The 26,471-nt window shown below is 61.4% G+C and carries 25 protein-coding genes and 1 pseudogene; 21 read left to right on the plus strand and 5 right to left on the minus strand.

Translation table 11 applies throughout. From position 1 onward, the window contains the following. Window positions 1–16: 16 nt before the first annotated feature. Window positions 17–520 carry an Lrp/AsnC family transcriptional regulator gene (locus ABID19_RS29690; protein WP_006204334.1) on the minus strand — a complete coding sequence of 168 codons (504 nt, stop codon included), beginning with the start codon at window positions 518–520 and terminating at the stop codon, window positions 17–19. On the opposite strand from ABID19_RS29690, the gene ABID19_RS29695 reads away from it, so the two are divergent. The 10 genes from ABID19_RS29695 to ABID19_RS29740 all read left to right on the plus strand — a co-directional run bounded on the left by ABID19_RS29695 (window position 519) and on the right by ABID19_RS29740 (window position 9,887). Further along, complete coding sequence (locus ABID19_RS29695) at window positions 519–1,394, plus strand: NAD(P)H-dependent oxidoreductase (protein ID WP_081482224.1); 876 nt, start codon at window positions 519–521, stop codon at window positions 1,392–1,394. The two genes, ABID19_RS29690 and ABID19_RS29695, sit on opposite strands and share 2 nt — an antisense overlap. After that, window positions 1,378–2,619 (plus strand): LLM class flavin-dependent oxidoreductase, encoded by a 1,242-nt coding sequence (locus tag ABID19_RS29700; protein ID WP_263806586.1) that lies wholly within the window; start codon window positions 1,378–1,380, stop codon window positions 2,617–2,619. The genes ABID19_RS29695 and ABID19_RS29700 overlap by 17 nt, the downstream gene beginning before the upstream one ends. After that, entirely contained in the window at window positions 2,616–3,407 is a 792-nt protein-coding gene (locus ABID19_RS29705) for an alpha/beta fold hydrolase (protein ID WP_263806587.1), read from the plus strand. Before ABID19_RS29700 ends, ABID19_RS29705 begins: the two co-directional genes overlap by 4 nt. A 28-nt stretch (window positions 3,408–3,435) precedes the next feature. Then, the gene (locus ABID19_RS29710) at window positions 3,436–3,882 is read left to right on the plus strand and encodes a cupin domain-containing protein (RefSeq protein ID WP_006204338.1); all 447 of its coding nucleotides are present in this window, start codon (window positions 3,436–3,438) and stop codon (window positions 3,880–3,882) included. Between the two features lie 57 nt (window positions 3,883–3,939). Next, a complete protein-coding gene (locus ABID19_RS29715) occupies window positions 3,940–4,947 on the plus strand; it encodes an MBL fold metallo-hydrolase (RefSeq protein WP_006204339.1) in 1,008 nt (335 codons plus the stop codon). Window positions 4,948–4,962: 15 nt separating this feature from the next. Further along, a complete protein-coding gene (locus ABID19_RS29720; RefSeq protein WP_157999221.1) occupies window positions 4,963–5,772 on the plus strand; it encodes an SDR family NAD(P)-dependent oxidoreductase in 810 nt (269 codons plus the stop codon). A 174-nt stretch (window positions 5,773–5,946) separates the two neighbouring features. After that, complete coding sequence (locus tag ABID19_RS29725; RefSeq protein ID WP_263806588.1) at window positions 5,947–7,095, plus strand: ABC transporter substrate-binding protein; 1,149 nt, start codon at window positions 5,947–5,949, stop codon at window positions 7,093–7,095. Between the two features lie 60 nt (window positions 7,096–7,155). Continuing rightward, a complete protein-coding gene (locus ABID19_RS29730) occupies window positions 7,156–7,992 on the plus strand; it encodes an ABC transporter permease (protein WP_263806589.1) in 837 nt (278 codons plus the stop codon). A 12-nt stretch (window positions 7,993–8,004) separates the two neighbouring features. Then, a complete protein-coding gene (locus ABID19_RS29735) occupies window positions 8,005–8,817 on the plus strand; it encodes an ABC transporter permease (protein ID WP_006204343.1) in 813 nt (270 codons plus the stop codon). A gap of 65 nt (window positions 8,818–8,882) precedes the next feature. After that, window positions 8,883–9,887 carry an ABC transporter ATP-binding protein gene (locus ABID19_RS29740; protein ID WP_263806616.1) on the plus strand — a complete coding sequence of 335 codons (1,005 nt, stop codon included), beginning with the start codon at window positions 8,883–8,885 and terminating at the stop codon, window positions 9,885–9,887. A 39-nt stretch (window positions 9,888–9,926) separates the two neighbouring features. On the opposite strand, the gene ABID19_RS29745 is transcribed toward ABID19_RS29740, so the two are convergent. The 4 genes from ABID19_RS29745 to ABID19_RS29760 all read right to left on the minus strand — a co-directional run bounded on the left by ABID19_RS29745 (window position 9,927) and on the right by ABID19_RS29760 (window position 12,875). Beyond that, on the minus strand, window positions 9,927–10,646 hold the full coding sequence (locus tag ABID19_RS29745) for a response regulator transcription factor (RefSeq protein WP_006204345.1): 720 nt from the start codon (window positions 10,644–10,646) through the stop codon (window positions 9,927–9,929). Between the two features lie 213 nt (window positions 10,647–10,859). Further along, a complete protein-coding gene (locus tag ABID19_RS29750) occupies window positions 10,860–11,420 on the minus strand; it encodes a TetR/AcrR family transcriptional regulator (protein WP_263806590.1) in 561 nt (186 codons plus the stop codon). A 2-nt stretch (window positions 11,421–11,422) separates the two neighbouring features. Further along, entirely contained in the window at window positions 11,423–11,767 is a 345-nt protein-coding gene (locus ABID19_RS29755; protein ID WP_263806591.1) for a DMT family transporter, read from the minus strand. Between the two features lie 265 nt (window positions 11,768–12,032). Beyond that, on the minus strand, window positions 12,033–12,875 hold the full coding sequence (locus ABID19_RS29760; protein ID WP_412177297.1) for an alpha/beta hydrolase: 843 nt from the start codon (window positions 12,873–12,875) through the stop codon (window positions 12,033–12,035). Window positions 12,876–13,204: 329 nt separating this feature from the next. Here ABID19_RS29760 and ABID19_RS29765 point away from each other — a divergent pair, with 329 nt between their 5' ends. The 11 genes and pseudogenes from ABID19_RS29765 (at window position 13,205) to pcaF (ending at window position 26,146) form a co-directional block, all read left to right on the plus strand. After that, entirely contained in the window at window positions 13,205–14,833 is a 1,629-nt protein-coding gene (locus tag ABID19_RS29765) for an AMP-binding protein (protein ID WP_263806592.1), read from the plus strand. A 165-nt stretch (window positions 14,834–14,998) separates the two neighbouring features. Then, on the plus strand, window positions 14,999–15,460 hold the full coding sequence (locus ABID19_RS29770; RefSeq protein ID WP_263806618.1) for a MarR family winged helix-turn-helix transcriptional regulator: 462 nt from the start codon (window positions 14,999–15,001) through the stop codon (window positions 15,458–15,460). Between the two features lie 170 nt (window positions 15,461–15,630). Then, window positions 15,631–17,964, plus strand: a complete 2,334-nt coding sequence (locus ABID19_RS29775) for a bifunctional salicylyl-CoA 5-hydroxylase/oxidoreductase (protein WP_263806593.1) — start codon at window positions 15,631–15,633, stop codon at window positions 17,962–17,964. After that, a complete protein-coding gene (locus ABID19_RS29780; protein ID WP_263806594.1) occupies window positions 17,961–18,737 on the plus strand; it encodes an SDR family NAD(P)-dependent oxidoreductase in 777 nt (258 codons plus the stop codon). Before ABID19_RS29775 ends, ABID19_RS29780 begins: the two co-directional genes overlap by 4 nt. 18 nt (window positions 18,738–18,755) lie before the next feature. After that, on the plus strand, window positions 18,756–19,169 hold the full coding sequence (locus ABID19_RS29785; RefSeq protein ID WP_263806595.1) for a cupin domain-containing protein: 414 nt from the start codon (window positions 18,756–18,758) through the stop codon (window positions 19,167–19,169). Between the two features lie 68 nt (window positions 19,170–19,237). Continuing rightward, window positions 19,238–20,080, plus strand: a complete 843-nt coding sequence (locus ABID19_RS29790) for an enoyl-CoA hydratase family protein (RefSeq protein ID WP_263806596.1) — start codon at window positions 19,238–19,240, stop codon at window positions 20,078–20,080. 17 nt (window positions 20,081–20,097) lie between these two features. After that, window positions 20,098–21,273: an acyl-CoA dehydrogenase family protein gene (locus ABID19_RS29795; RefSeq protein WP_263806619.1), complete on the plus strand. Its 1,176-nt coding sequence runs from the start codon at window positions 20,098–20,100 to the stop codon at window positions 21,271–21,273. Between the two features lie 11 nt (window positions 21,274–21,284). Then, window positions 21,285–22,513: pseudogene (locus ABID19_RS29800) on the plus strand (acyl-CoA dehydrogenase). 10 nt (window positions 22,514–22,523) lie between these two features. After that, window positions 22,524–22,961 carry a RidA family protein gene (locus ABID19_RS29805; RefSeq protein ID WP_263806620.1) on the plus strand — a complete coding sequence of 146 codons (438 nt, stop codon included), beginning with the start codon at window positions 22,524–22,526 and terminating at the stop codon, window positions 22,959–22,961. 10 nt (window positions 22,962–22,971) lie between these two features. Further along, window positions 22,972–24,951, plus strand: coding sequence for a 3-hydroxyacyl-CoA dehydrogenase NAD-binding domain-containing protein (locus ABID19_RS29810; protein WP_263806597.1), 1,980 nt, complete (start codon window positions 22,972–22,974; stop codon window positions 24,949–24,951). Beyond that, entirely contained in the window at window positions 24,944–26,146 is a 1,203-nt protein-coding gene (gene pcaF / locus ABID19_RS29815) for a 3-oxoadipyl-CoA thiolase (protein WP_263806598.1), read from the plus strand. The genes ABID19_RS29810 and pcaF overlap by 8 nt, the downstream gene beginning before the upstream one ends. Window positions 26,147–26,471 lie beyond the last annotated feature (325 nt).

Genomic DNA, 26,471 nt, shown 5'->3' on the forward strand with positions numbered 1-26,471 from the left:
GGCATTTCAAACTCCACTAGGGTTTGTTGTCTTGAGATTCATTGTTCGGTCCGTCTTCGAGACCGGCGACGCCGATCAGGCCGTCGGTCTTGATGTTCTGGAGGATCATCAGCGAGTTGGAATCCTTGATCCCGTCGACCGCAGCGAGCTCAACCAGGATGAAGTCGTAGAGATCGCGCAGCGTCTCGAAGCAGGCCTTGATGATCAAGTCGTAGGGACCTGTCGTCACGGCGACACTGTCGACGAACGAATATTGCTGCAGCACCTTCGCCACTTTGATGATGGCGTTACGCTCCACGTCAATGCCGATGAAGGCCGAGGCCTCGTAGCCGAGATCGACGGGATCGGCGGTGGCGCGAATGCGCACCCTACCCTCCTGAGTAAGCTGGCTCAGCTTCTTGCGCACAGTCGGCTCGCTGATGGACAACCGCCTAGCCATCTCGGCGGTCGGCATGCGGCCGTCCTCTTGCAAGAGACGGATGATGAGCCTTTCGGTTTGATCAAGCGGTTTTGGCTTCATGTTCTCAATTCAGGTAATTTGTTCGTTCATATCTTCCATAATCCGAAACTTTTTGCAACGTATTATTTCGGCTTCCATATTTTTCGGCGCGCCAGACTCAAAATGGGCGCGAGCGCGGCGTCCAAACGCAATCCTGCTTACCGACCGATCTAACAGCGACAACCGACAAAGCGCTCTCATAGAGTCGACAGCGTTCACCCCTCCATTTGGCGGGGTGGAACTGCCGCTGCCTTCGGCCGATGATTGCCTTGCAGACAAATTGCGAGCAGGCGGCAAGCGTATGACAAGATTGAGAGTCGTGGCATTCAGCGGCAATTTTCGCCGGCCTTCCAAGACATTGGCGCTGACGAACGCGATCGTCAGTCAATTGGCGCAGAAGACCAGCGCTGAGATCGTCACCTATGATCTCCTGGACCTGGATGAATCTGTTTGCACTTTCGATCGCGCCGACCTGAGCCAGCAATCGGCCCGCATCATCGGCGAGCTCGAGAGCGCAGACGCCCTGATCGTGGCGACCCCCATCTACAAGGGTGCTTATTGCGGGCTGATGAAGCATATCTTCGACCTTCTTCCAGCCGATGCCCTTTGCGAAACGCCGGTACTGATCAGCGCCAACGGCGGGGGGCCGCGGCATGCCCTAGTGATCGAGCATCAGCTGCGGCCGCTGTTTGGCTTCTTCGAAGCAGATACGCTTCCGACATGCGTCTATTCCTGCGAAGCCGACTTCAAGGAAGACAAGATCGTCGATCCGGGAGTTCTAGCGCGGATCGACAAGGCGACCAATCAAATGGCGCATCGGCTCGACGAACTTGGCGAATTTTCGAGCGAAAGCTCCACTCTCGTTTCTGGGAAAAATCATGCCTATCCTGTCTGACACGAAATTCCTTGTCGCCCATTACATGCCCTACACCGACCTTCCTGATGAGTGCCTGGAACGGGACTCGCTTTGGGTCGACATCCCGAACGCCTACTACGATCCACACAAGGGTCATGCACTTTATGAACGCTACCTGGGCGAGGCGGTGCTGGCCGAGGAATTGGGCTTCGACGGGCTGTGCATAAACGAACATCACGCCACGCCAGCAAGCATGATGCCGGTGCCGTCCATAATCGCATCGGCGATCTTTGCCAGGACGGAGAAGTTGCGTGTCTGCATTATGGGCACGCCGCCCAATCTGGAGAACCCGCATCGCCTGGCCGAAGGCTATGCGATGCTTGACGTCATGTCAGGCGGTCGGCTCGAAGTCGCTATCCCGCTCGGCACCCCGATGGAATACTGGGTCAATCCCGTGGCGCCGGCGACGGCGCGAGACCGCCTGCATGAATCGATCGATATCATGCTGAAGTCCTGGGAGACGCAGACCGGCGAACCGAAGGGCTACGATGGCAAGTTCTATCATTACAAATATCTCAATGTGTGGCCCCGACCGATCCAGCAGCCGCATCCTCCCATCTTTCTCGTCGGCTCCGGGAGTCTCACAACGGTCGAGATGGCTGCACGGCTGGGTTTCGGATATGCCGCGACTTTCTCGCCGATTCCCAAGCAGATGAAGGCGCTGGAGATCTACCGACAGAAATCGGTCGAAGCCGGACATGACCCGGATCCCTCCAAATTCCCGCTTACCGCAATGGTCTACGTCGCGGACACCGACCAACAGGCGGTCGAAGAGATGACGCCTTGGGCCGATTTCTACTTTGGTCAGTTGCTCAAATCGGGCCGGTTTATCGAGTTGCCGGGATACATTCCCGTCGACGAATTCCGCCGGCGCGACGGGAAATTCATTCCCGAATCCCACGGTGTCTTCGACTGGAAGGCGATCGAGGCGGTCTACCGTGTCGTCGCAGGCTCACCAGAGACCGTCGCCAATCAACTGGAAAAATGGGCTGAAGAGACCGGGTCAAATCGGATCATCTGCGAAGTCCACATCGGAAACATGCCGCATGACAAAGTCGTCAGCAACATGACCAAGCTTGCCAAAGAGGTGATCCCGATTCTTGAGGAGCGACGCGACGGAGCCCCAAAGGTCGAACAGTCACCGCAATCGGCTTACCTCGATCCCCCGGAAATGATGAGATTTAGAAAATGGACGGGCCGGTGAACAAGAAAATCGTGGATATGAGCGGGTTCGACCGCTCGGAGTATGTCGTGTCCGGCGTCAGGACGGCCGTTTATTCGATCGGCTCAGGACGGCCCGTCATTTACCTTCACGGAGGCGGCACCTTCCCGGGTTTCGATTTCGTGCGCGAGTGGGCCAGGGACCGCCGTGTCATCGTCCCTTATCATCCCGGTTTCGGCGAGAGCGACGACGATCCCCGCATCGACGACGTTAGCGACTACATCTTCCACTACATCGACCTGTTCAATCAGATGGGGCTGGATGAAGTCGACATCGTCGCCCACTCGCTGGGAGCCTGGATCGCGGCCGAATATGCCTCTGTTCAGGCGCCGCGCATCGGCAGGCTCGTACTCGTGGCGCCGAACGGCGTGGTGATCCCGGAGTTCCCCAACCCCGACAGCTTCAAGATCCCAAAGGAGCAGCTCCACGAATATCTCACGGCCGATCCCTCGGTCGCGCTTCGATATTTCCCTGATGGCCACGACATCGACTTCCTGACGCTTGGCTTCCGCGAGTTGACGGCCTTCAGCCGAGTCGGCTGGGAGTATCCGCAGGGCAATCCAAAACTGCGCCAGCGCATACACCTGATTACCTGCCCGACGCTGCTCCTGTGGGGTCAGGAGGATCGGTTTTTTCCGGTGGGCGGTGCCAAGACGTGGCAGGAGCTTTTGCCGAAATCGGAACTGAGGATCCTCCCGAAAACCGGGCACCTCGTCTTGGGCGAGAACCCTGATGCGCCGGGCATCGTGCACGAGTTCCTGACACGCTGATATCCATCCCTGAAGAGGAGAAGTCCACATGAAACCTGAACCCGCCGGCATCACGCGCATGAAGGATGCCTATGAAGGGCGCGTCTGGAACATCCTCGGACAAACCTACACACTCAAGCATGTGACCGAGACTTCGATGCTTTGGTATGCCGAATTCCCACCGGGAACGTTCGTGCCGCCGCATATCCATCCCACCCAGGACGAGCTGGTCATCGTTCTCGAAGGCGAGATCCATGCCGTGCTCGACGGAGTAGAGCAGGTTGCAGGCTACGGAGATACGGTCCGATTGCCGATGGGCATTCCGCATGGGCTGTTCAACAAGTCCGATAAGAAGGCTGAAGCTCTTTTCGTGGTCTCGCCGACCGGCGCGCTGTTCTCTCTGTTTGACAAAATCCACAACGTCGGCGACCCGGCTGAGGTGGTCCGCTTGGCCGCGCAGCATGAGATCAACTTTCTCCCGCCGCCAGCCGGCTGAGCGTCGGGCGCCCGGCGATCGCAAATGCCCGGTTAGTGTGCGTAAATGGGAGCACTTATGTCTTCGACCTGCAGCAATCACGCCAACAACAGCCAGATGTTTCGGCCGCCGATCGGCGATCTGTGGGACTATGCCGACATCTCGCGCGACAAGTGCATTGCGCCTGGATTGAAAGTACGCAACTGGATCCAGTACCAGGCGAGCGAGGAGTTCTACATCCAACGCCTGACAGATCGTGGCTATTTGGTCGGCGCCGCAGGTTACAACGCGGTTGCCGTGATCGGCGACAAGGGGGTGCTGCTGGTGAGCACCCAATCGGGCGTGGCGACCACCCACACGCTCAAGGGGTTGCGCACACTGACCGACCTGCCGGTCACGGACATCGTCTACACCCACTACCATATGGATCACATCGCCGGCACGCCCGAGATCGTAGCCGAGACCAAACAGCGCTTCGGTAGGGAAAGCCGGATCTGGGCGTCCTCGCTCACCGCGCGGCAGATCGACCGCTTTGGCCGTAAGGTACCGATGCCCACCAATGTCATCGAGGGCCATGACGGCGACTTCCTGTTCGAGGGCAAGCGGGTGCGCATCCGCACGCCTGAATACAACGGCCATTGCCTGGACAACGCGATCATCCATCTGCCGACCGAGGGCATCGTGCAGTTCGACGATATGGTCGAGCCGGAATGCATGCCCTTCCCCCATTTCGGCCCGCAGGAGAACTTGCGGAACTTCGAAGACAACATGATCGAACTGCAGGGGATGACCTGGGACTTCGTCAATGGTGGTCACGGCAATTTGGGCAGCCACGGCGACGTCAAATTCTACCTCGACTATTTCGACAAGATGCGCAACGCCACGGCGGCGCGCATGGAACGGCTCTCCACGACGGATTTTGTCGTGCCCACCTATTCGTACATGAGTGCCTGGGTGAATTATCTTGCTGCCGTCAGCGCCCTGGTCAAAGAGGACCTGCGCCCGGAATATGGCCTCTACTACGGATTCGAGGAAAGCGTCCCGACCCATGTCGAGATGATGATCAATCATCTTATCCTGTACTGAGGCATGAACGCGTCCATGACAGATCGCTTGCCGATTCCTCCTACCCTCGCCGGGAAGCGCGCTCTGGTGACCGGCGCCAGCCAGGGCTTGGGCCAGGATATGGCGGTGACCTTCGCCCAGGCAGGAGCCACGGTCGCAATTCACGGCCGAACACTTGGCGAGACAGAGGCAACGATCGAATTGGTCCGCAACCTCGGCGCAAACGCGCACGCGGTCGCAGCCGACTTCCTCGAGCCCGCAAGCATCAGGCCCATGGTCGAAGGGGCGATCAAGGCGATGGGCGGTCTGGACATCCTGGTGAACAATGCTGGGATCGGCGAGATTTCCACGCTGGAGGATATGGACGAGGCCCTCTGGGATCGCACCATTGCGATAAATCAGAAAGCGCCGTTCCTCGTCACCAAGGTAGCGGTCGAGACGATGCGGTCCAATGCCGATGGCGGACGCATCCTGTTCATCTCATCGACCGCGGCAAAAACCGCGGACGCCGGTTTTTCCGTCTATGCCACGGCAAAGGCCGGGCTCCTGGCCTTTGCTCGCTGCATTGCCCCTGAATTGGGTCCGCACGGGATCACGGTGAACGCCATCTGCCCGGGCTGGATCGACACCGCGTTGTCACGCGACCCGGTCAAAGCGATGGCAGAGGAGCTGAAAGTCCCCTTCGATCAGGTTTGGCAAATGACCATGGCGGACACCAACATGATGAAGGCTTTTCTCAAGCCGGCCGACATATCCCAGGCAGCGCTGTTCCTGGTGGGCCCCGGCGCCCGCCACATTACCGCGCAATCGCTGAATGTCTGTGCGGGATTGGCCTATTGGGGTTGAGACAGCGACGACCAAGAAGGTGGCGCGGAGAGTAGAATACGGAGCAGCAGTCCAGTTGCAAAAGCATGGTATGTCCTGCCGAGAATCGATCCATGGCGAAGCGTCCGATGGACATTTTCGGGGACGGGCAGAATAAAAAACAAAGAGGAATTACCTCAGAATGGGAGAGCAGACATGAAGACGTTGCAGCATTCGGTTCAACCGGGATTGCGGTTCGATCGGCGTGATTTCCTGAAGGCGTCGGGCGCGGCGGCACTTGGCCTCGCGGGCAGCGCCATGCTCGGCCGGTCCGCCTTTGCACAGAACATCGGTGGAACCCTCGACTATCTTGGGTGGCAGGGCGAGGAGATGCCCGGCGCGATGGGAGCCTTCGCCAAAGAACACGGCATCAAGATCAATCCAAGCTATATCGCCTCCATCGACGACGTCGACGCCCGTTATGCCGGTGGCGGCGGCAGCGGCTTCGACTTGCTGTCGACCACCACGTCAACAAGTGACCAATTGGAGAAGAATGGGCACGTGCTGACGCCGCTCGATCTCGAGCGGATACCGCGGCATGGAAATCTGGCCAACTACTTCACACAGAATGCGCGTACGATCGGCATCGCCGACGCGGAGGGCAAGCTGTTCGCGATACCACATTCGTTTGGGGTTTTCGGTATCACTTACGACAGCAAGGCCATCTCCGAGCCGAAGGCGTGGACCGATCTGCTTGATCCGAAATTTAAGGGACGCATTACCATGCCGGGAGATCCCGGCGCCAACTTCACACTTGCCGCGCATATTCTCGGACACGATCCGTTCCGAACCCCGAAGGGCAAGATCGACGAGATTGCCGCGTTCATGAAGCAGTTCATCGACCAGTCGAAGACCATTGCGCCGAGCTATGGCGACGTGGCGTCGCTCATCGGTTCGGGTGAAGTGGTCGCCTCCTTCCTGGGCTGGGCGGCGATCGATGTCTTTGCTGCTGCCGCCGGCAACAACAATGTGCGCACCAACATTACCCCGACGGACGGCACCTTTACCTTTGTCGAAGCTTATGTGATCCCTCAAGGGGCGGACAAAGCCGACACGGCCTATGCGTGGATCAACGAGGTGCTCGATCCAAAGGTCAACGCCGCCGCCGCGATGGAACTGGCCGCTGGCCCGACGGTAAAAGGTGCAGCCGCCTTCATCGATCGCGCCAAGAGCCTCTATCCGGTCGATGACGTCGATGCATTCCTGGCAAAACGCCCGGTTCTCCTGCAAGCCCCGATCGAATCCGACGAATTTATCACGCTGGGCGAATGGGTGGCGAAATTCCAAGAGCTTCTGGTCAAGTAAGTTAGCGAAGTGCAGATACCTCGTTTTGGAAGCTTTTGGCCCCGGTTCAGACTGACGGCAATGACCTTGCCGGCAGTCCTTGGCCTGTTGGTGTTTTTCGTCGTCCCTGTCCTTTTCCTGCTCGGCTACAGCTTTATGACGGCCGGGCGGTTCTCCGTTCATCTACCGCTGACGCTGGAGAACTTCAGGGCGGCGGTCACATCGTCAGCCAGCCTGCGGCTGGCGCGCAACTCACTCATTGTCGGCGGCTCCGTCGCGACACTTTGCGTCCTCATCGGCATTCCGGTCGCCGCTTACATCAGATATCGCGCCGGACGCTGGGAGTTTCCCGTTTTGCTGCTCTTCGTCATCGCGATGTTCGCAAGCTATCTTGTACGCATATACGCCTGGCGGCTGATGTTGGGGGAACACGGTGCAGTCAATGCAACTTTGTTGGCACTTGGCGTGATCGATACGCCACTTAAGGCGCTGCTGTTCAGCAAACTCGCTATCGTGCTGGCAATGGTCCACATCGGCATTCCCTGGGTCGTGCTTATCTTGTATTCGGCGATGCGCCCGCTCGAACCGCGCTATCTCGAGGCGGCGCAGGACCTCGGCGCGACGGCCACGCAGCGGTGGTGGAAGGTTATGTTTCCGCTGCTGGCGGCACCCATTGGATCCGCTTTCCTGCTGATCTTCATCCTCGCATCGAGTGACTACGTTGCGCCCCAGTTTCTTGGTAGCCCGGGCGATCAGCTCATCGGCATACAAATCCAGTCCGATTTCAGGGGGCTCGGCAACTGGGGCGTTGGCGCCGCGCGATCATTCCTCACTCTGCTGGTCTATGTATTTGCCTTCGGTCTGTTGACCGTTGTGCTCCGCTTCAAACGCCTCAAAGAAATCCACTGGGAAAACTAAAGGGCAGGCAGCATGAAGAACGTGGTCCTCCTGGCAAGCACAGTGTTCGCCCTGCTCTACCTTTTCGTTCCACTGTTCATCGTGGTTCTATTTTCATTTCATGCGACGGGTGGATTGTCATTTCCCTTCGAGGGCTTCTCATTGCGATGGTATGAGGAAGTCCTGTCCTCGCCGGATTTCCTGAACGCGACGAAGAACTCGTTCTATGTCGCTTCGGCCACCGCGGCCATCACGCTGGTTGTGTTCACGGCAGCGGCTTACGGCATGTCGCGATCGACGGCGCGCTGGCGAGATACCCTTTCTCCGCTCTTCCTGTTGCCAATCACCCTGCCTGGCATTTTCATCGGCGTGGCGCTTCTGCTGTTTTTTGCTCGCATTCAGCTGCCTCTGTCACTGATGACTGTCATCATAGCCCATATCGTCTTTGTCGCCCCGTTCTTCTATCTGATCACCAGCGTTGCGCTTGAGAGCCTTGACCCCTCTCTGGAAGAGGTGGCGCTTGATCTGGGGGCCAGCCGCTACCAGGCGTTCTTCAAGATCGTTCTCCCGCAGATCTGGCCGACGTTGGTGGGTGCAACTGTGTTGGCCTTCATGTTGTCGTTGGATGAGTTCATCATCACCTTCTTCGTCATCGGAAACGACGGCACCCTTCCGATGTATATTTTTTCCAAGCTTCGCCGCACCGTAGATCCGTCGATAAATGTCGTATCGGCCCTCCTCATCGGGGCAAGCTTGCTGCTGTGGATTGTGGGACTGATGATGATGTGGCTTCAACGTGAGCGGGCTGCGATCGGTGTAAATGGCAAGGAGAACATAACAACGTGAACCAGACTACCAATCCGCGCCTCGAAGTCCGATCCGTTAGCCATTCGTTCGGTGCGTTCCAGGCTGTGAGGGACGTATCGCTAACATTGCATCAGGGCGAATTCCTGTCTTTTCTCGGTCCATCCGGGTGCGGCAAGTCGACAATGCTGCGCATCATCGCTGGCTTCCTGGTCCCGACTGAAGGCAAGGTGCTGCTGCACGGGCGCGATGTCACGGCCACGCCGCCGAACCGTCGCCCAGTTAATCTGGTCTTCCAGCGACCGACGCTATTTCCCCATTTGAACGTGTTTGAGAACGTCGCATTTGGGCTGCGCATCGCCAAGCTGTCGGAGCCCGAAATCAAACGACGCGTCATGAGCATGCTTGAGATCGTTGATCTTGGCGCGCTCGCGAGGCGGCGATCGCATGAATTGTCCGGCGGACAGATGCAGCGTGTCGCGGTCGCCAGGGCGCTCGTGAACGAACCGCAACTTCTCCTGTTGGACGAACCGTTCTCGGCACTCGACATCAAAATCCGCCTTCAGATGGAATGCGAATTGCGACGGATTCACCGCGACTACGGTGCCACGATCGTCTTCGTCACTCACGACCAGCGTGAGGCGATGGCGATGTCGGATCGGATCGCGCTGTTCCGCCAGGGCGGAATCGAACAGATCGCCCCTCCAGACGAGATCTATCGGGCACCAATCTCCGAATATGCGGCGCGATTTGTCGGAGATGCCAACATCTTGCGGGTCGACCTGCTACCGCAAGCGCCGGGATTGGCTCGGGTGGCCAGCCATGAGGTCAATGTCGGTAACCTTCATGACTGTACATCCACGTCCGCCGTCATGATCCTTCGGCCCACCGCCATACACTTCGAGGCCATCACATCGGATGGACCGGGGTTGCCGGGGCTGGTCACCGATGTGGCCTACCGCGGCACCGGCTTTTCTTGCGAGGTGAAGGTTGACGGTCTTAGCGAACCGCTACGCGCGGAGGTCAGCGCGCTTGGTGGCTTCCGGATCGCTGTCGGAGATCGTGTCAAAGCGACTTGGTCCGGAGCGGAGGTGCGGATGATCGCGACGTGAATAGGCAGTATGCACCAATGGGAGCGGCGGGAGGACTGTTCAAGACGCCTTCATCAAGACGCCAACAAGCTCGGTCCTGTTTGAAACCGAAAACTTCTTGTACAGCGTCCCGAGATGTTCCTTCACTGTGTGGGCGGAAATTCCGAGCGAACGTGCGATTTCCTTGTTCGACCGGCCCTGGCAGATCAGCCTGGCAACCTGCCGTCCACGTGGTGGCAAGACCTCAACATTCTGGAATTCCGATCTATCATTGGCCGGTTCGGCAGGGGGTGGCGAGGGTGGTTCGGCCATTGGTGCTTTGATGTCGAGCGCCGCGTACGCATGACTGCTGGCACGGCAAACCAGATCCATCGCGGCGCGTGCCTCCAACGAGTACGACCCATAGATTTCCGATCGACCGATATAGATGACGGCCGCAATCTTTCCGTCCACCTTGATTGCGCCGGCCATGCAATGCCCAAACCCCCAGCGACGCAGAAAGGCCAAGTTGCCCTGGTCAATCCAGCCCGGCCGCCCCTTCATCATTTGATCATGCACCGGCATACCGCTGGTCGCGACGTATTCGAGCAGCAGGTCCTTCGTCTTGCTGTCACGATATTCAACGTGCAGCCCTTCGGGCACTTCTTTCGAAAACAGGAGCTTTGGCGTGGCCCCGTCCAGGGCATAGATAGATATAGCGAGGGATCCGACATAATCGGCGATAAACCTGCTTGCCTCTTCACCCAGCGTGTCGACCGTCTTGCTCTCGGCCACTCGCATGAGCGATTGGCCTAGGCGCAGGGAACAGTCCAATTCGTTCGGAGACAGCGTCACGTTATCCTGGGTTCATATGAGTACAGCAATGGGTAGACAACCTACCGCATGAGAAGAAACAGTGCCACCGACATCGATAGTCGGCTGCCGCAACTGCGCTTCGGGGCGGTTGCGTCTGCGACACGGCCGCACCGTATCGCCAGGTCAATGGGGCGGCGGTTACTTCCTCGTAAGGGAGAGCAGCCTGGCTCTCAGGTCTACGACGTCCGCGGCTACGGCTCCATCATCACGCATGGCAAGGCCGAGCCACGCTCCGTCCGCCGCGAGACGGACGATCTCAAGGACGGGGTCACTGTCAGTTTCGCGATGCCGCCGCAGCCGTGCGTCGAGCCAATCAGCCCAGATGCGTCGCAGGCCCGGCTCGGCAATCATCGATACCGACAGGGCTGCCCATGGCCCCTTGAGACCGAACTCATGCCCGACGAACACAGTGTCGAGATAGGCGCGTGTGAAACTTCCCCAACGCTCGGGATCCCTCGCGATGGCATGGTCGAGTTCCGCGTCAAGACGTTTGAGGATGTTTTCGAACATGCCTTCAACGAGGATCTGCTTCGACTGGAAATGATGCAACAGGCCGCCTTTCGTGACTCCCGCCGCCTCGGACACCGCTTGCAAAGTTATACCTGCAAGGCCCAAATCCACTGCGAACTTCTCGGCGCAGTCGAGAAGTTTCCTGCGAACCAGCTCCGGCTGCTTCTTGCGAAGATGACCTTGCGACATCGTCAGTGCACGGTCGTGCGGGAGAATACCTGCATCACGACCACGCCGCTCACAATCATGGCGATACCCACCAGTGCCGCCACGTCGATTGCCTGGCGGAAGACCGTCACACTGACGAAAGCTGTCAAAACGATGCCGAGGCCGCCCCAAATGGCGTAAGCCACCCCGAGCGGTATGCCTTTGAGGGCTTGGGAGAGGAAGAAGAACGAAATCCCGTAAAGGATCGTCATCGCAAGGACAGGCCCGATACGGCTGAACTGTTCTGACTTTTGTAGAAAGGCTGAACCAGTGACCTCGCAGACGATAGCAATGGCGAGCGAGCCGTAGGCAAGGAACGAGGAGGTCATGGGTACACCGAAAAGACAAATACTATAAGATACCATCCAGCCGGTATCTTATAGATCATGCCTCGTGCTCAATGGCAACCGGCGCCCTCACAAAAGAGCACTTTCGGCCGATCCTCAGCTATTTCCTCGGCGTTCCTGTTCGGTAACGTGACTCCCGAGAATTAACCCCGATAGGGCCTGCATGCCGGCGTGCCGCAGCAACTGCTGTCTGGAAGTGGATGGCGTAGTGGCTATTGCAGGCCGGATTGTCAAGATATAGGTCGGCTCATTCCACCAAAGTGCGGGTGAGCGGGTGGTTGCGGTCGACCAAACCGTCAATCACATCGAAATGATGCCGATCAGGCTCCTCGACAGCATCAGTAGCGGCACCCAGCCCCGCCCAGACATTGCCCAATAGTGCATTCTGGCGCCGAAACTCAGCGCGCTCCGCGCCGCCTACCCAGCACGTCAGTCTTGCGCCTTCAATGGGCCGCAGCAATACGGGACTTTCGACGTTCGCCTCAGTCTCATCTATCCTCAGTTGCTTGTTCATGACGGTGCGCATCAACGGCCGAAGATCGTGGACACCTGAGATCGAGACTGTATTCACCACCCTGTCCTGCACCGATGGCGGCAAAAGGACGTCCGATGTGATCATGCGCGTAACAAGGTGGCCGCCGGCGGAATGGCCTGTAAGGCGCATCGGTCCCTCCACCATGGCGGCCGCCGTGCCAATAGCCGCGGCAACTTCGCGAACGATGCCCGCGATGCGGATTTCGGGGCACAGCGTATAGGAAGGCATGGCCACTGCATGGCCATGTGCGAGTGGCCCGGTGGCAAGATGCGACCAGAAGCTCTTGTCCAGCCGTAACCAGAAGCCTCCATGAACAAAAACCACGAGACCTTTCGGAGTGCCTTCGGGAAGAAACAGATCGAAGAGATTGCGCGGCCTTTGGCCATAGCGTTGATCAAGCCTTGCACGCCCTTGAGCTTTCATGCGCGCGCGGAAACGCTCCGCCGGCTCGATCCACAGATCTGGCCATCTCTCGCCCCCGGCGATGTTGGGACCGTTGGCGTAGGCATTGTCCCAGTCCACTATTCTATGCAAAGGCACGCTTTTCGCCTCCAAATGAAAACTGACTTGTTGCCGTTTTGGCCTTTTGCTTCGAGCCGGCCAGAAAGCGCGCTATGGCGCGGTCGAGGGATGCTGCAACTGCTCGTAGAGTGTGCATTTCAGGTTCGTACGCCTTCGAAAAGGAAAAAGCGCTGCCGGAAATAGCAATGACCGGAGCCACCCGTGCGCGTCAATAGCAAGGCAAAAAAACTTTAGGCTTGAAATAATTTTCGGTTCGTGGGAGCCTTTGTCGGCGGCCATTGCCCGCCTTTCACGGGCAATGAGGCAGAGAGGCCAATGGCCGCGAATTTGCCGATTGGCCGGCTATCAAGTCGGGGGGAAATATGCTTGGGCCTTCAGCGCATATCGACACGTTCACGCGCGATCATCTGCCGCCGCCGGAGCAATGGCCGGATTTCCTGCTCGACGGCTTCGACTATCCCGAACGCCTCAACGCCGGCGTCGAACTGACCGACCGGCTGGTCGAGAAAGGCCTCGGCGACCACACCGCGCTGATCGGCAACGGTCGCCGCCGCACCTACAAGGAACTGTCCGACTGGACGAACAGGCTGGCCCACGCGCTGGTCGAGAATTACGGCGTCAAGCCGGGCAACCGGGTGCTGATCCGCTCGGCCAACAACCCCGCTATGGTCGCCTGCTGGCTGGCCGCCACCAAGGTCGGCGCCGTGGTCGTCAACACCATGCCGATGCTGCGCGCCGGCGAACTCGGCAAGATCGTCGACAAGGCGGAGATCACCGTCGCGCTCTGCGACACCAGGCTGATGGACGAGATGACCGCCTGCGCCAAGGACAGCGCGTTCCTCAAGCAGGTCATCGGTTTCGATGGCACCGCCAACCATGATGCCGAACTCGATCGTGCCGCTCTCGACAAGCCGGTGACGTTCAGCGCCGTCGACACCGGCCGCGACGATGTCGCGCTGCTCGGCTTCACCTCGGGCACGACAGGCGTGCCGAAGGCGACGATGCATTTCCACCGCGACCTGCTGATCATCGCCGACGCCTATGCCCGCGAAATCCTCCAGGTGACGCCGGACGACATCTTCGTCGGCTCGCCGCCGCTCGCTTTCACCTTCGGCCTTGGCGGGCTCGCCATCTTCCCGCTGCGCTTCGGTGCGGCGGCAACGCTGCTGGAACAGGCGACGCCGCCCAACATGATCCACATCATCGAGACCTACAAAGCGACGATCTCCTTCACCGCGCCGACCGCCTACCGCGCCATGCTGAAGGCCATGGATGAAGGGGCCGACCTGTCGTCGCTGCGCGTCGCCGTCTCGGCCGGCGAAACCTTGCCCGCTCCGGTTTTCGAGGAATGGACGCAAAAGACCGGCAAGCCGATCCTAGACGGCATCGGCGCCACCGAAATGCTGCACATCTTCATCTCCAACCGTTTTAGCGACATGAAGCCTGCTTCCACAGGCAAACCAGTCGGCGGCTACGAAGCGCGCATCGTCGACGATGAGATGCGCGAGCTGGCGCGTGGCGAGACCGGACGGCTGGCGGTGCGCGGCCCGACCGGCTGCCGCTACATGGCCGACGACAGGCAGAGGGAGTATGTGCGCGACGGCTGGAACCTCACCGGCGACACGTTCACCCAGGACGAGGACGGTTTCTTCCATTTCGCCGCGCGTTCCGACGACATGATCGTCAGCGCCGGCTACAACATTGCCGGACCGGAGGTCGAGGCAGCACTGCTGTCGCATCCCGATGTCGCCGAATGCGCGGTCATCGGCGCCGAGGATGGCGAGCGCGGCCAGATCGTCGAGGCGCATGTCGTGCTTGTGCAAGGCGTGGCGCCCGATGCGTTGACCACCAAGCGCCTGCAGGATCACGTCAAGGCAACGATCGCGCCCTACAAATATCCGCGCTCGGTCAAATTCATCGCCGCGCTGCCCAAGACCCAGACCGGCAAGATCCAGCGCTTTCGGCTGCGGGACGCCGACTGCAACAAATAGAACCTCGGACGCGCCAAACCGGTGAAGGCCCTGTTCAAGACGGCAGGGCAAGCTTACAAGGCGCATCATGCGCTACCGCCGGATGCTGGAACGATTGCCGACGTGAACCACGACAATGTAGTCAAGACGATCTCGCCGGACTGGGTTGATGGCGAGACGAAAGTGATGGAATCCCCTGCCGACCATGGCCAGGATCTGCGCCTGTGGCTCAGGTTGCTGACATGCTCGACGCTCATCGAAAGCGAGATCCGGCGCCGCCTTCGCGAGCAGTTCGACTGCACGCTGCCGCGGTTCGACCTGATGGCGCAGCTGGAGCGGGCCAAGGCCGGCATGGTCCTGGGCGAGCTCTCCAAGCGTATGATGGTGTCGCCCGGCAACATAACCGCGCTGGTCGAACGGCTTGTCGAAAGCGGCCACGTCACCCGCACCGTTTCACCGGCCGACAGGCGGGTGCAGATCATCGCCCTGACGTCCTTCGGCCGCGCAGAATTCGAGAAGATGGCGACCGCGCACGCGGATTGGATCGCCGAGCTGTTCGACGTCATTACAGCGCGGGATGGCGAGATCCTGTTCGACAGGCTGGGCAAGCTCAAGCGCTCGGTCGTCACCGCCCTCGCCCGGGATTGACGGGTTTCCTTCAGCCGATCCGCAAGGCCGAACCTGCCTTCACAGGCTTCTCATAGCATCGGTTGCTACCGAAAATTATTTTAAGCTTGAAGTTTTTTCCGAGCCAGTTCATGGTGACGGGAAGAGCAGAGCGACTCGCGGTCGGTCGGCGAAACGCGTGGGAGGACAGTATGCGCATCGTCTGCATCGGCGGCGGCCCGGCCGGTCTTTACTTCGCGTTGCTGATGAAGAAACAGCAGCCCCTGCACCACATCACGGTGGTCGAGCGCAACCGGCCATTCGACACGTTCGGCTGGGGCGTGGTGTTCTCCGACGCCACCCTCGAATCGATGCGTCAGTGGGACCTGCAGACGGCCGCCAGCATAGAAGATGCCTTCAACCACTGGGACGACATTGAGCTCGTCTTCAAGGGCCGCAAGATCAGAACCACCGGCCACGGTTTTGTGGGCATCGGCCGCAAGAACATGCTCAACATCTTGCAGGAACGCTGTCTTGAACTTGGCGTCGAATTCGTCTTCGAGCGAGACGTGCTCGACGACGGAGAATTTCGCGACGCCGATCTCATCATCGCGTCGGACGGGGTGAACTCCCGCTTACGGCTGAAATATGCAGATGAATTCAAGCCCGACATGCAGATGCGGCCGAACCGCTATATCTGGCTTGGCACCGACAAGCGCTTTGACGCCTTCACCTTTGATTTTCGTCCCACCGAGCATGGCTGGTTCCAGGCCCATATCTATCGGTTCGATGCGACCACCTCGACCTTCATCGTGGAAACGACGGACGAGGTTTTCCGCGCGCATGGCCTCGACAAGATGGATCAGGACCAGTCGATCGCCTTTTGCGAGAAGCTGTTCGCCGAGACGCTCGACGGCCACAGCTTGATGACCAATGCCCGCCATCTGCGCGGCTCCGCCTGGCTGAATTTCGGCCGCCTGATTTGTGAGAAATGGAGCCATTTCAATGGCACGAACCACGTCGTCCTGATGGGCGACAGCGCACACACGGCGCATTTCGCCATCGGCTCGGGCACCAAGCTCGCCATAGACGATGCCATCGAGCTGACCCGCCAGTTCGACATCGTCGGACATGATGCGAAGAAGATCCCGTCCGTGCTCGACGCCTACGAGGAGATCCGCCGCGTCGACGTCGCCCGCATTCAGAACGCGGCGCGCAACGCGATGGAGTGGTTCGAGGTGGTCGGCACCCGCTATGCCGACCAGCTCGAGCCGGAACAGTTCATGTATTCGATGCTGACCCGCTCGCAGCGCATCAGCCACGAGAATCTGCGCCTGCGCGACAAGGACTGGCTGGAAGGCTACGAGCGCTGGTTCGCCGTGCGCGCCGGTGTCGATCCTGGGCCGAACGGATCGGTGCCGCCGCCGATGTTCACGCCTTTCACGATCAGCGGCCTGACGCTGAAGAACCGCATCGTCGTCTCACCAATGGCGATGTATTCGGCCACCGACGGCTTGCCCGACGACTTCCATCTCGTCCATCTCGGCGCGCGCGCCATGGGCGGCGCGGCGCTGGTCTTTCCGGAAATGACCTGCGTGTCGCCCGACGCCCGCATCACGCCGGGTTGCCTCGGCCTCTGGAACGACGAACAGGCCCAGGCCTTCCGGCGGCTCGTCGATTTCGTCCATCGCGAGACGCCTGCGAGAATCGGGATTCAGATCGGTCATGCGGGCCGCAAGGGAGCAACGAAAGTTGCCTGGGAGGGCATCGACCAGCCGGTCGAGGACGGCGGCTGGCCGCTGATCTCGGCCTCTGCCCTGCCCTATCTCAAGCATTCGGACGTGCCGCGCGCCATGACGCGGGACGATATGGACCGCGTGCTGGCCGACTTCGTGGCCGCGACGAAGCGCGCCGCCGACATCGGTTTCGACATTCTCGAACTTCATGCCGCGCACGGCTACCTGCTGTCGAGCTTCCTGTCGCCGCTGACCAATCTGCGCGAGGACGAATACGGCGGCAGCCACGAGAATCGCGCGCGGTTCCCGCTCGAGGTTTTCCGTGCCGTGCGGGCCGTTTGGCCACACGACCGGCCGATCTCGGTGCGCCTTTCCACCCACGACTGGTTCGAAGGCGGCAACATGCCGGAGGACGCAGCGATCTTCGCCAGGATGTTCAAGGAGGCCGGCGCCGACCTGATCGACTGCTCGTCGGGCCAGGTAGTGAAGGAGGAAAAACCGGTCTACGGCCGTCTGTTCCAGACGCCCTTCTCCGACAAGATCCGCAACGAGATCCAGGTGCCGACGATTGCCGTCGGCGCAATCTCGGAGGCCGACCACGCCAATTCGATCATCGCCGCGGGGCGCGCCGACCTCTGTGCCGTCGCCCGCCCGCATCTCGCCGACCCGTCCTTCGTCATGCATGAGGCGGCCAAGATCGGCTATGCCGAGCAGAGTTGGCCAAAACAGTATCATTCGGCGCGCGCGCAATATGTGAACAATCTGGCGCGCGGCGCGAGCCCTGCGCCGGCGCCGGCGGGCAAGGCATGACGGTGCGCCACGCCCTTGTCACCGGCGCCGGCAGCGGCATCGGCAAGGCCGTCGCGCTGGCGCTTGCCGCCAAAGGCCATCGTGTCAGCCTCGCCGGCCGCCGGGCGGCGCCGTTGGAAGCCGTGGGCGACGAGGTTTCCGCCGCCGGTGGTGAAGCCTTCGTCGTGGCCGGCTTCGACGTCACCGATCAGGCCTCGGTCGAGGCCGGCATTGCCGAAGCGGTCGGTCGCCTCGGCGACATCGCCGTGCTGGTCAACTGTGCCGGCGAAGCGCCATCCGCGCCGTTCGAGAAGACCGGGCTCGAAACCTGGAACCGGGTGATCGGCATCAACCTCACCGGCACCTATCTGGTAACCCAGGCGGCGCTTCCCTCGCTCAAACGCGCCGGCAAGGGTCGCATCGTCAACGTCGCCAGCACGGCTGGGCTGACGGGATACGCTTATGTAACGGCCTATTGCGCCTCCAAGCATGGCGTCGTCGGGCTGACGCGGGCGCTGGCGCTTGAACTGGCGCGCACCGACGTCACCGTCAACGCCGTATGCCCCGGCTTCACCGACACCCCGCTGCTCGACGGCGCGGTCGAGACCATAACCGGCAAGACGGGCCGTTCAGCTGAAGACGCGCGCGCGACGCTCGCCCGCAGCAACCCGCAGGGCAGGTTGGTGACGCCGCAGCAAGTCGCCCATACCGTCCTGTGGCTCGCTTCGCAGGAGGCTACGTCGATCACCGGCCAGGCGATACCGGTCGCCGGCGGCGAGATCATGGTTGGTTGAAGCAGTGAGGAAACGACGATGACCGACGCGACCGCACTGAAGAAGGGCATCACCAGAGACGGCGAGGGCTTCGATGGCACGGAATGGAACATCCTCGGCCAGCAATACTTCGCCAAGGCTATCAGCGAATCCACATTTGCATTCGAGACCAACAGCGATCCCGGCCAGTTCGTGTCGGCGCATGTCAATCCGACGCAGGACGAGTTCATACTCGTGCAGGAGGGCGAGTTGGACCTGAAGCTCGACGGCCAATGGTCCAAGGCCAAGGCCCGCGATCTGGTGCACATGCCGCGCGGCATTCCGCACGGCTATTTCAACAAGTCTGACAAGCCGGCGCGCGCGCTGTTCTGGGTCTCGCCTACCGGAAAGCTGAAGGGTCTCTTCGACAATCTGCACGAGGTGGAGTTCCTGCCGCCGTCGGCGAACGACTGACGGCAGGACAGCGCAAGCGGTTACCGCCTGTCCAGTGGTGGTCGTTGTTACGAGAAGGAGGACGATCGATGACCAACGCCATGCAGGACAAGAAGCGTCCTTTCAAGGGCCACAGGGCCACTCATTTCCGGTTCGAAACGGACGAGGATGGACGCGTCGCCACGATAACGCTCGACCGGCCGCAGAAGAAGAACCCGCTCACCTTCGACAGCTACGAGGAACTGGGCGACCTGTTCCGCGCGCTGCACCGCGCCAGCGATGTGCGGGCCGTGGTGCTGACGGGCGCGGAGAACAATTTCTCGTCTGGCGGCGATGTCTTCGACATTATCGAGCCGCTGACCACGATGCAGATGCCCGACCTGCTCGCCTTCACGCGCATGACCGGCGACCTGGTGCGCCAGATTCGCGCCTGCCCGCAGCCGGTCATCGCGGCGGTGGATGGCATCTGCGCCGGCGCCGGCGCCATCCTGGCAATGGCGGCGGACTGCCGCCTTGCGACGCCCGAGGCGAAGACCGCCTTCCTGTTCACCCGCGTCGGGCTGGCCGGAGCCGACATGGGCGCCTGCGGCATGCTCCCGCGTATCATCGGACAGGGCCGCGCGGCGGAGCTGCTCTTCACCGGCCGGGCCATGACGGCGGCCGAAGGATACGCCTGGGGGTTCTACAACACCCTGCACGACCGGGGCGCCCTGCTGGGCGAAGCGCAGCGTTTCGCCCGCAATCTCGCGGACGGCCCCTGGTTCGCGCACTCGATGACCAAGAAGATGCTTGAACAAGAATGGTCGATGGGTCTCGAGGAGATCATTGAATCGGAATCGCAAGCACAGGCGATTTGCATGGCGACCGGCGATTTCCGCCGCGCTTTCGAGGCCTTTGCCGCCAAAGCGAAACCTGTCTTCGAGGGAAACTGACCGTGGTTGCCCCCGCCATGCGCGGTCCGACCCGAGACCATCTTGACTGGCCGTTCCTGGGCGGCGAACACCGCGCGCTGGCGGCTGAACTCGACGCCTTCATCGCCGCCGGCGGCCTGGGCGCGATCGACCACAACGACGCGGACGCGGCCTGCAAGGCCCTGGTCAGAAAGCTCGGCGCCGCAGGCATCCTGCGCCATTGCGTTCCTTGTGCTTATGGCGGGGCGTCGGAAGAGATCGACAGCCGCGCGCTTTGCATCATCCGTGAGACGCTGGCTTACGCTGACGGGCTGGCGGACTTCGCGTTTGCCATGCAAGGCCTGGGCACGGGGGCCGTCAGCCTCGAGGGGTCGGACGAAATCAAGGCGCGCATCCTGCCGAAGATCGCGAAGGGCGAACTGATCTCCGCATTCGCATTGACCGAGCCGGAGGCCGGATCGGATGTCGCCTCCATGTCGACCATTGCTCGGCGTGACGGGGGCGAATACGTCATCGACGGCGAGAAGATATTCATCTCGAATGGCGGCATCGCGGACGTGTACAGCGTGTTCGCGCGCACGGGCGAGGCGGCAGGCACGCGCGGCATCTCCGCCTTCGTCGTCTTCGCCGGCACGCCGGGGTTCACGATCGCGGAACGGATCGAGACCATCGCGCCACATCCGCTGGCGCGCATCCGCTTCGAAGGGCTGCGTGTGCCCGCTTCCCACCTGCTCGGCGCGCCTGGCGAAGGCTTCAAGATCGCTATGCGCACGCTGGACATCTTCCGTCCCTCCGTCGCGGCCGCGGCGCTCGGCTTTGCGCGCCGCGCATTGGACGAGGCCGTTTCCCATGCAAGGTCGCGGAACATGTTCGGAGCGACACTGGCAGACCTGCCGACAGCGCAGAGCACGCTGGGCGAGATGGCGACGGCCATCGACGCCGCCTCATTGCTGACGCTGCGCACCGCCTGGCGACGCGACGTGCAGAAGCTGCCGACCACCCGCGAGGCTGCCATGGCAAAGTTGACCGCCACCGAAAACGCGCAATGGGTTATCGATCAGGCACTGCAACTGTTCGGCGGGCGCGGCGTGCAGGTCGGCGAGATCACCGAGCGACTTTACCGGGAAATCCGCGCCCTGCGCATCTACGAGGGCGCCACCGAGGTGCAGAAGCTGATCATCGGCCGCGAGCTGATGAAGGCTTCGACCAGATAGGAGACTGACATATGCATGCTGCGAAAGCGCATTTCGACTGGCAGGACCCGTTCAACCTCGATGGGCAACTGAGCGAGGAAGAGCGCATGGTGCGCGATACGGCGCGGGCCTACGCACTGGACAAATTGCTGCCACGCGTGCAGGACGCTTTCCGGCACGAGAAAACGGACCCGTCGATCTTCGTCGAAATGGGCGAGCTAGGCCTGCTCGGACCGACCGTCTCCGAGAAGTATGGCGGCGCGGGCCGGAACTATGTTTCCTACGGGCTGATCGTACGCGAGATCGAGCACATCGATTCCGGCTACCGCTCGATGATGAGCGTGCAGTCCTCGCTGGTCATCGTTCCGATCCACACCTTCGGCAGCGATGAGCGGAAGCGCAGATACCTGCCCGGCCTGACCGCGGGCACCCAGATCGGCTGCTTCGGCCTGACCGAACCCGACCACGGCTCGGAACCCGGTTCGATGGCGACCCGGGCACGCAAGGCGGAAGGCGGATTTCTCCTTTCCGGTGTCGATGGTGATTGGCACGAACCCCTGGTCTGCAACGCCATTGGCATCATGCAGAAGGACGCGTTCGAAGACATGGATCTCCAATTCGCCGATCGCCGATGTCTTCGTCGTCTGGGCCAAGACCGACGAAGGCGTTATCCGGGGCTTCGTACTGGAGAAGGGCTGGAAGGGCCCCTCCGCCCCCGCCATACTCGGCAAGGTCGGCCTGCGCGCCTCCATAACCGGCCAGATCGTCACGGACGACGTGTTCGTTCCGGCCGAAAACATGCTGCCGGATGTTGCAGGCCTGAAGGGACCTTTCACCTGCCTGAACTCTGTCCACTTCGGCATTGCCCGGGGCGCGTGGGTGCCGCCGAGTCTTGCTATTCGACCGCCACCAGTTCGGTCGTCCGCTCGCGGCCAACCAGCTCATTCAGAAGAAGCTGGCCGACATGATAACGGAAATCGCGCTTGGCCTGCAGACCTGCCTGAGGCTTGGCCGGCTCAAGGAGGAAGGGCACCCGGCAACCGAACTGACGTCCATCGTCAAGCGCAATTCATGCGGCAAGGCGCTCGACATAGCCCGCACTGCCCGCGGCATGCTGGGAGGTAATGGTATCTCGGACGAGTTCCCCGTCGCCCGCCATCTGGTCAACCTGGAGGTCGTGAACACCTATGAAGGTACGCATGACATTCACGCGCTGGTCATCGGCCGTGCCATTACCGGCATCGCCGCCTTTTCAAACTAATGGATCTCTAATGACCGCCACACCGAACAGCAAAGCCGCAGCAACTGCCTCGCCCCATCGCGTCCTGCAGCCCATAGGATGGGAACAGCCCGTCGGCTATGCCAACGGGATCGCGGCGCGTGGCCGCACGATCTTCGTGGGCGGGCAGATCGGCTGGAACGAGCGCTGCCAGTTCGAGACCGACGATTTTGTGGATCAGGTACGCCAAACGCTTCTGAACATCGTCGCCGTGCTGAAATCCGGCGGCGCCGTGCCGCATCACATCACCTCCATGACCTGGTATTTCATCGACAAGAAGGAATACGTCGAAAATCTGGGCGCTATCGGCCAAGCGTATCGCGAGATCATCGGCCGGCATTTCCCGGCAATGGCGGCCATGCAGGTCTTGGCGCTGGTTGAGGATCGCGCCAGGATCGAAATCCAGGCGACCGCCGTCGTGCCGGAATAAGGCTCGGCCGATGGACGTCACACGGTTTTCCGGGAGCGTATACGGCAGCATCCGCGACGGTGTCCTTGTTGTCACGATCGACAATCCGCCCGTCAATGCTCTGTCCACCGATGTCAGGGAAGGCCTCTGCCGGGCCCTCGACCATGCTGTAAGCCTGGAAGGTGCGGCCGGCGTCGTCATCACGGGAGCCGGCAGAGTGTTCGTGGGCGGCGCAGACATTCGTGAATTCGCAACACCCCCGGTGGCACCCATTTTGCCGGATGTGACACAACGAATCGAGCAATCCGACAAGCCGGTCGTCGCAGCCATTAACGGCGCGGCACTCGGTGGCGGTGCCGAGATTGCACTCGCCTGTCATGGCCGGGTCGCAAGCGCGGCGGCGATCTTCGGCCTGCCCGAGGTCAAGCTCGGCATTGTGCCTGGCGCGGGAGGCACACAGCGGCTGCCGCGTCTCGTCGGGACTGCCCACGCAGTGGAGATGATCGGCAGCGGTCGCAGCGTCAAAGCCGATGAGGCGAAGAGATTCGGTCTCATCGACGCCTTGGCCGACGACGCGGTCGCGGAAGCCGTCACATTGGCGCATGGCATGGCGAACGCGCCGCTGAGGCGTACTGGCGAGTTGGCCGTCGTGCCGGCGGACGAAGCCGAGACTGAGGCCATGGCTAGCAAAGTACTGGCCAAGGCACGCGGGCAGGTCGCGCCGGCCGAAGCCGTCAGGCTGGTCAGGGCTGCTGCCCTCACCAGCCTCGAGAAAGGCCTCGCGGACGAACGCACGACATTCCTGCGGCTGCGTGATTCCGACGAGGCGGCCGCCTTGCGCCACGTCTTCTTCGCGGAACGGCAAGCCGGCAAGGTAGCGAAACTGGAGGGCATCAGTCCGCGCCCCGTCGTCACGGTCGGCATCGTCGGGCTCGGCCTGATGGGTTCGGGCATCGCCGTCTCGGCCCTTACGGCGGGCTATTGCGTGATCGGCGTCGAGCAAACGGACGATGACGCGCAAAAGGGCCGCACATGCATTGTCGGCCTCCTTGGCAAGGCGGCGCAGTCGGGCCGCCTCACGCCGGACGCGCGCAAGGCCTGCCTGCAACGGCTCGCCACCACCGCCGACTTGACGGCGCTCTCCGGGGTCGACTTGGCGATCGAGGCGGTGTTCGACAATCTTGCGATCAAGACCGACCTGCTCCAGCGGCTCGACGGCGTCGTCCGGCCCGACGCGATTCTGGCCACCAACACCAGCTATTTGAATCCCGATGAACTCGCCGCGGCGACCATCCATCCCGAGCGGATCGTCGGGCTGCATTTCTTCTCGCCTGCAAATGTCATGCGCCTCGTCGAAGTTATCGATTGCGCGGCGACCCGGCTGGACGTGCTTGCCACAGCCCTCGCCTTCGCCAAGCGGCTCGGCAAGCTGCCTGTTGTATGCAGCGCGGCAGAAGGCTTCATCGGCAATCGTATCTTTTCCGCCTATCGCCGCGAAGCCGAATTCATGGTTGAGGACGGCGCCATGCCGGAAGAGATCGACGCCGCACTGGAAGCCTGGGGCTTTCCGATGGGCATCTTCGCCGTCAACGATATGGCCGGACTGGAGATCGCCTGGGCGCGGCGCAAGCGGCAGGCGGCCACGCGCAACCCGAACGAACGCTATGTCGAGATCGCCGACCAGCTGTGCGAGGCGGGCCGCCTCGGCCGCAAGACCGGCTGCGGCTGGTACACCTATTCGTCGGGCGAGAAGACGGTCGATCCGCAGGTCACGGCCCTCATCGAGACGGCGCGGAAGGCGAAGGGGATCGTGCCGCGCCAGTTCTCCGCCGACGAGATCGTGGCGCACCTGCTCCGCTCGATGGCGGACGAAGGGAGCGTGTTGCTATCGGAGGGCATCGCCGGGAGTGCCGGCGACATCGACCTCGTCATGATCAACGGCTATGGCTTCCCCGCCCACAAGGGCGGCCCGATGTTTCAGGCCCGGCTCAAAAGGGACAGCCATGCCTGAAGCCTTCATCTGCGACTATGTCCGCACGCCGATCGGCCGGTTCGGTGGTGTCCTGTCGGCAGTGCGCGCGGACGATCTTGCCGCGATCCCACTGAAGGCGCTGATACAGCGCAATGCCTCAATGGACTGGGCTGAGATCGACGACGTAATCTTTGGCTGCGCCAATCAGGCGGGCGAGGACAATCGCAATGTCGCGCGCATCGCGCTGCTTCTGGCCGGACTTCCAGTCCAGGTGTCCGGGACCACCATCAATCGGCTGTGCGGTTCGGGCATGGATGCCGTCATTGCCGCCGCCCGCGCAATCAAGGCCGGCGAGGCGGAACTGATGATCGCCGGCGGGGTCGAATCGATGAGCCGCGCGCCCTTCGTTATGCCGAAGGCCGATGCCGCCTTCTCACGCAAGGCCGAGATTTACGACACCACCATCGGATGGCGTTTCGCAAACCCCCTCATGGAAAAGCAATACGGGATCGAATCCATGCCGGAGACGGCGGAAAATGTGGCCGAAGACTTCAAGGTTTCCCGGCAAGACCAGGACGCCTTTGCCGCGCGCAGCCAGGCAAGGGCCGTCACGGCGCAGGACAATGGCCGGCTGGCGAAGGAAATCGTCGCCGTGATGATCCCGCAGCGCAGGGGCGATCCCGTGGTTGTTGACCGAGACGAGCACCCACGCGGCGGCTCGACTGTCGAGGCGCTGGCGAAGCTGCCGGCACCGTTCCGCCAGAGCGGCACGGTCACGGCCGGCAACGCCTCCGGCGTCAACGACGGTGCGGCCGCGCTGATCGTCGCTTCGGAAGCGGCGGCGAAAAGGCATGGCCTGACGCCGATCGCCCGGGTGTTGGGTGCCGCAACAGCCGGCGTCGAGCCACGCGTCATGGGCATGGGGCCTGTGCCAGCGACCCGCAGACTTTGCGCACGGCTCGGCCTCGAGCCGACTGATTTCGATGTGATCGAGCTCAACGAGGCTTTCGCCTCACAGGCGATTGCCGTGTTGCGCGAACTCGGCCTAAATGACCCGTCCCGCGTCAATCCTAACGGTGGAGCGATCGCCCTGGGGCATCCGCTTGGAATGTCGGGCGCGCGCATCACCGGGACCGCGGCGCTCGAACTGAAGGAGCGCAGCGCCAGGCGCGCGCTCGCGACAATGTGCGTTGGCGTAGGTCAAGGCATCGCGTTGGCGCTCGAACGTTTGTAGCAGCAGGCTGGTTGCCTTCGCGCGGAGGTAGGGGGGGCCGGCAGGCGCAAGAGTTACCCTGCTCTTCAAACCAGCCGCTGACCGATCTCAGTTTTGCCGATGGCGGCTATGCCCCATCACGACCAGAAAGTCCAAGCGTCCATTCCCTGGCGCCGAGCGGGCGCCGCGGCTAAGCAGTTATGAATAGACGCCCAGTAAGCGGATCGACCCGAGCGAAAGACGACTGCTATGGGACTTCGACATCCGCGATGGTGAACAGCGTTCGCGGCTGGCTGAAATAGGGAATGTGGTCCGGGAGGGGCCATCTAATAGCAATATGGAGCCG

It is taken from the genome of Mesorhizobium robiniae, assembly GCF_040545535.1.
In the GTDB taxonomy this organism is placed as follows: Bacteria; Pseudomonadota; Alphaproteobacteria; order Rhizobiales; family Rhizobiaceae; genus Mesorhizobium; species Mesorhizobium robiniae.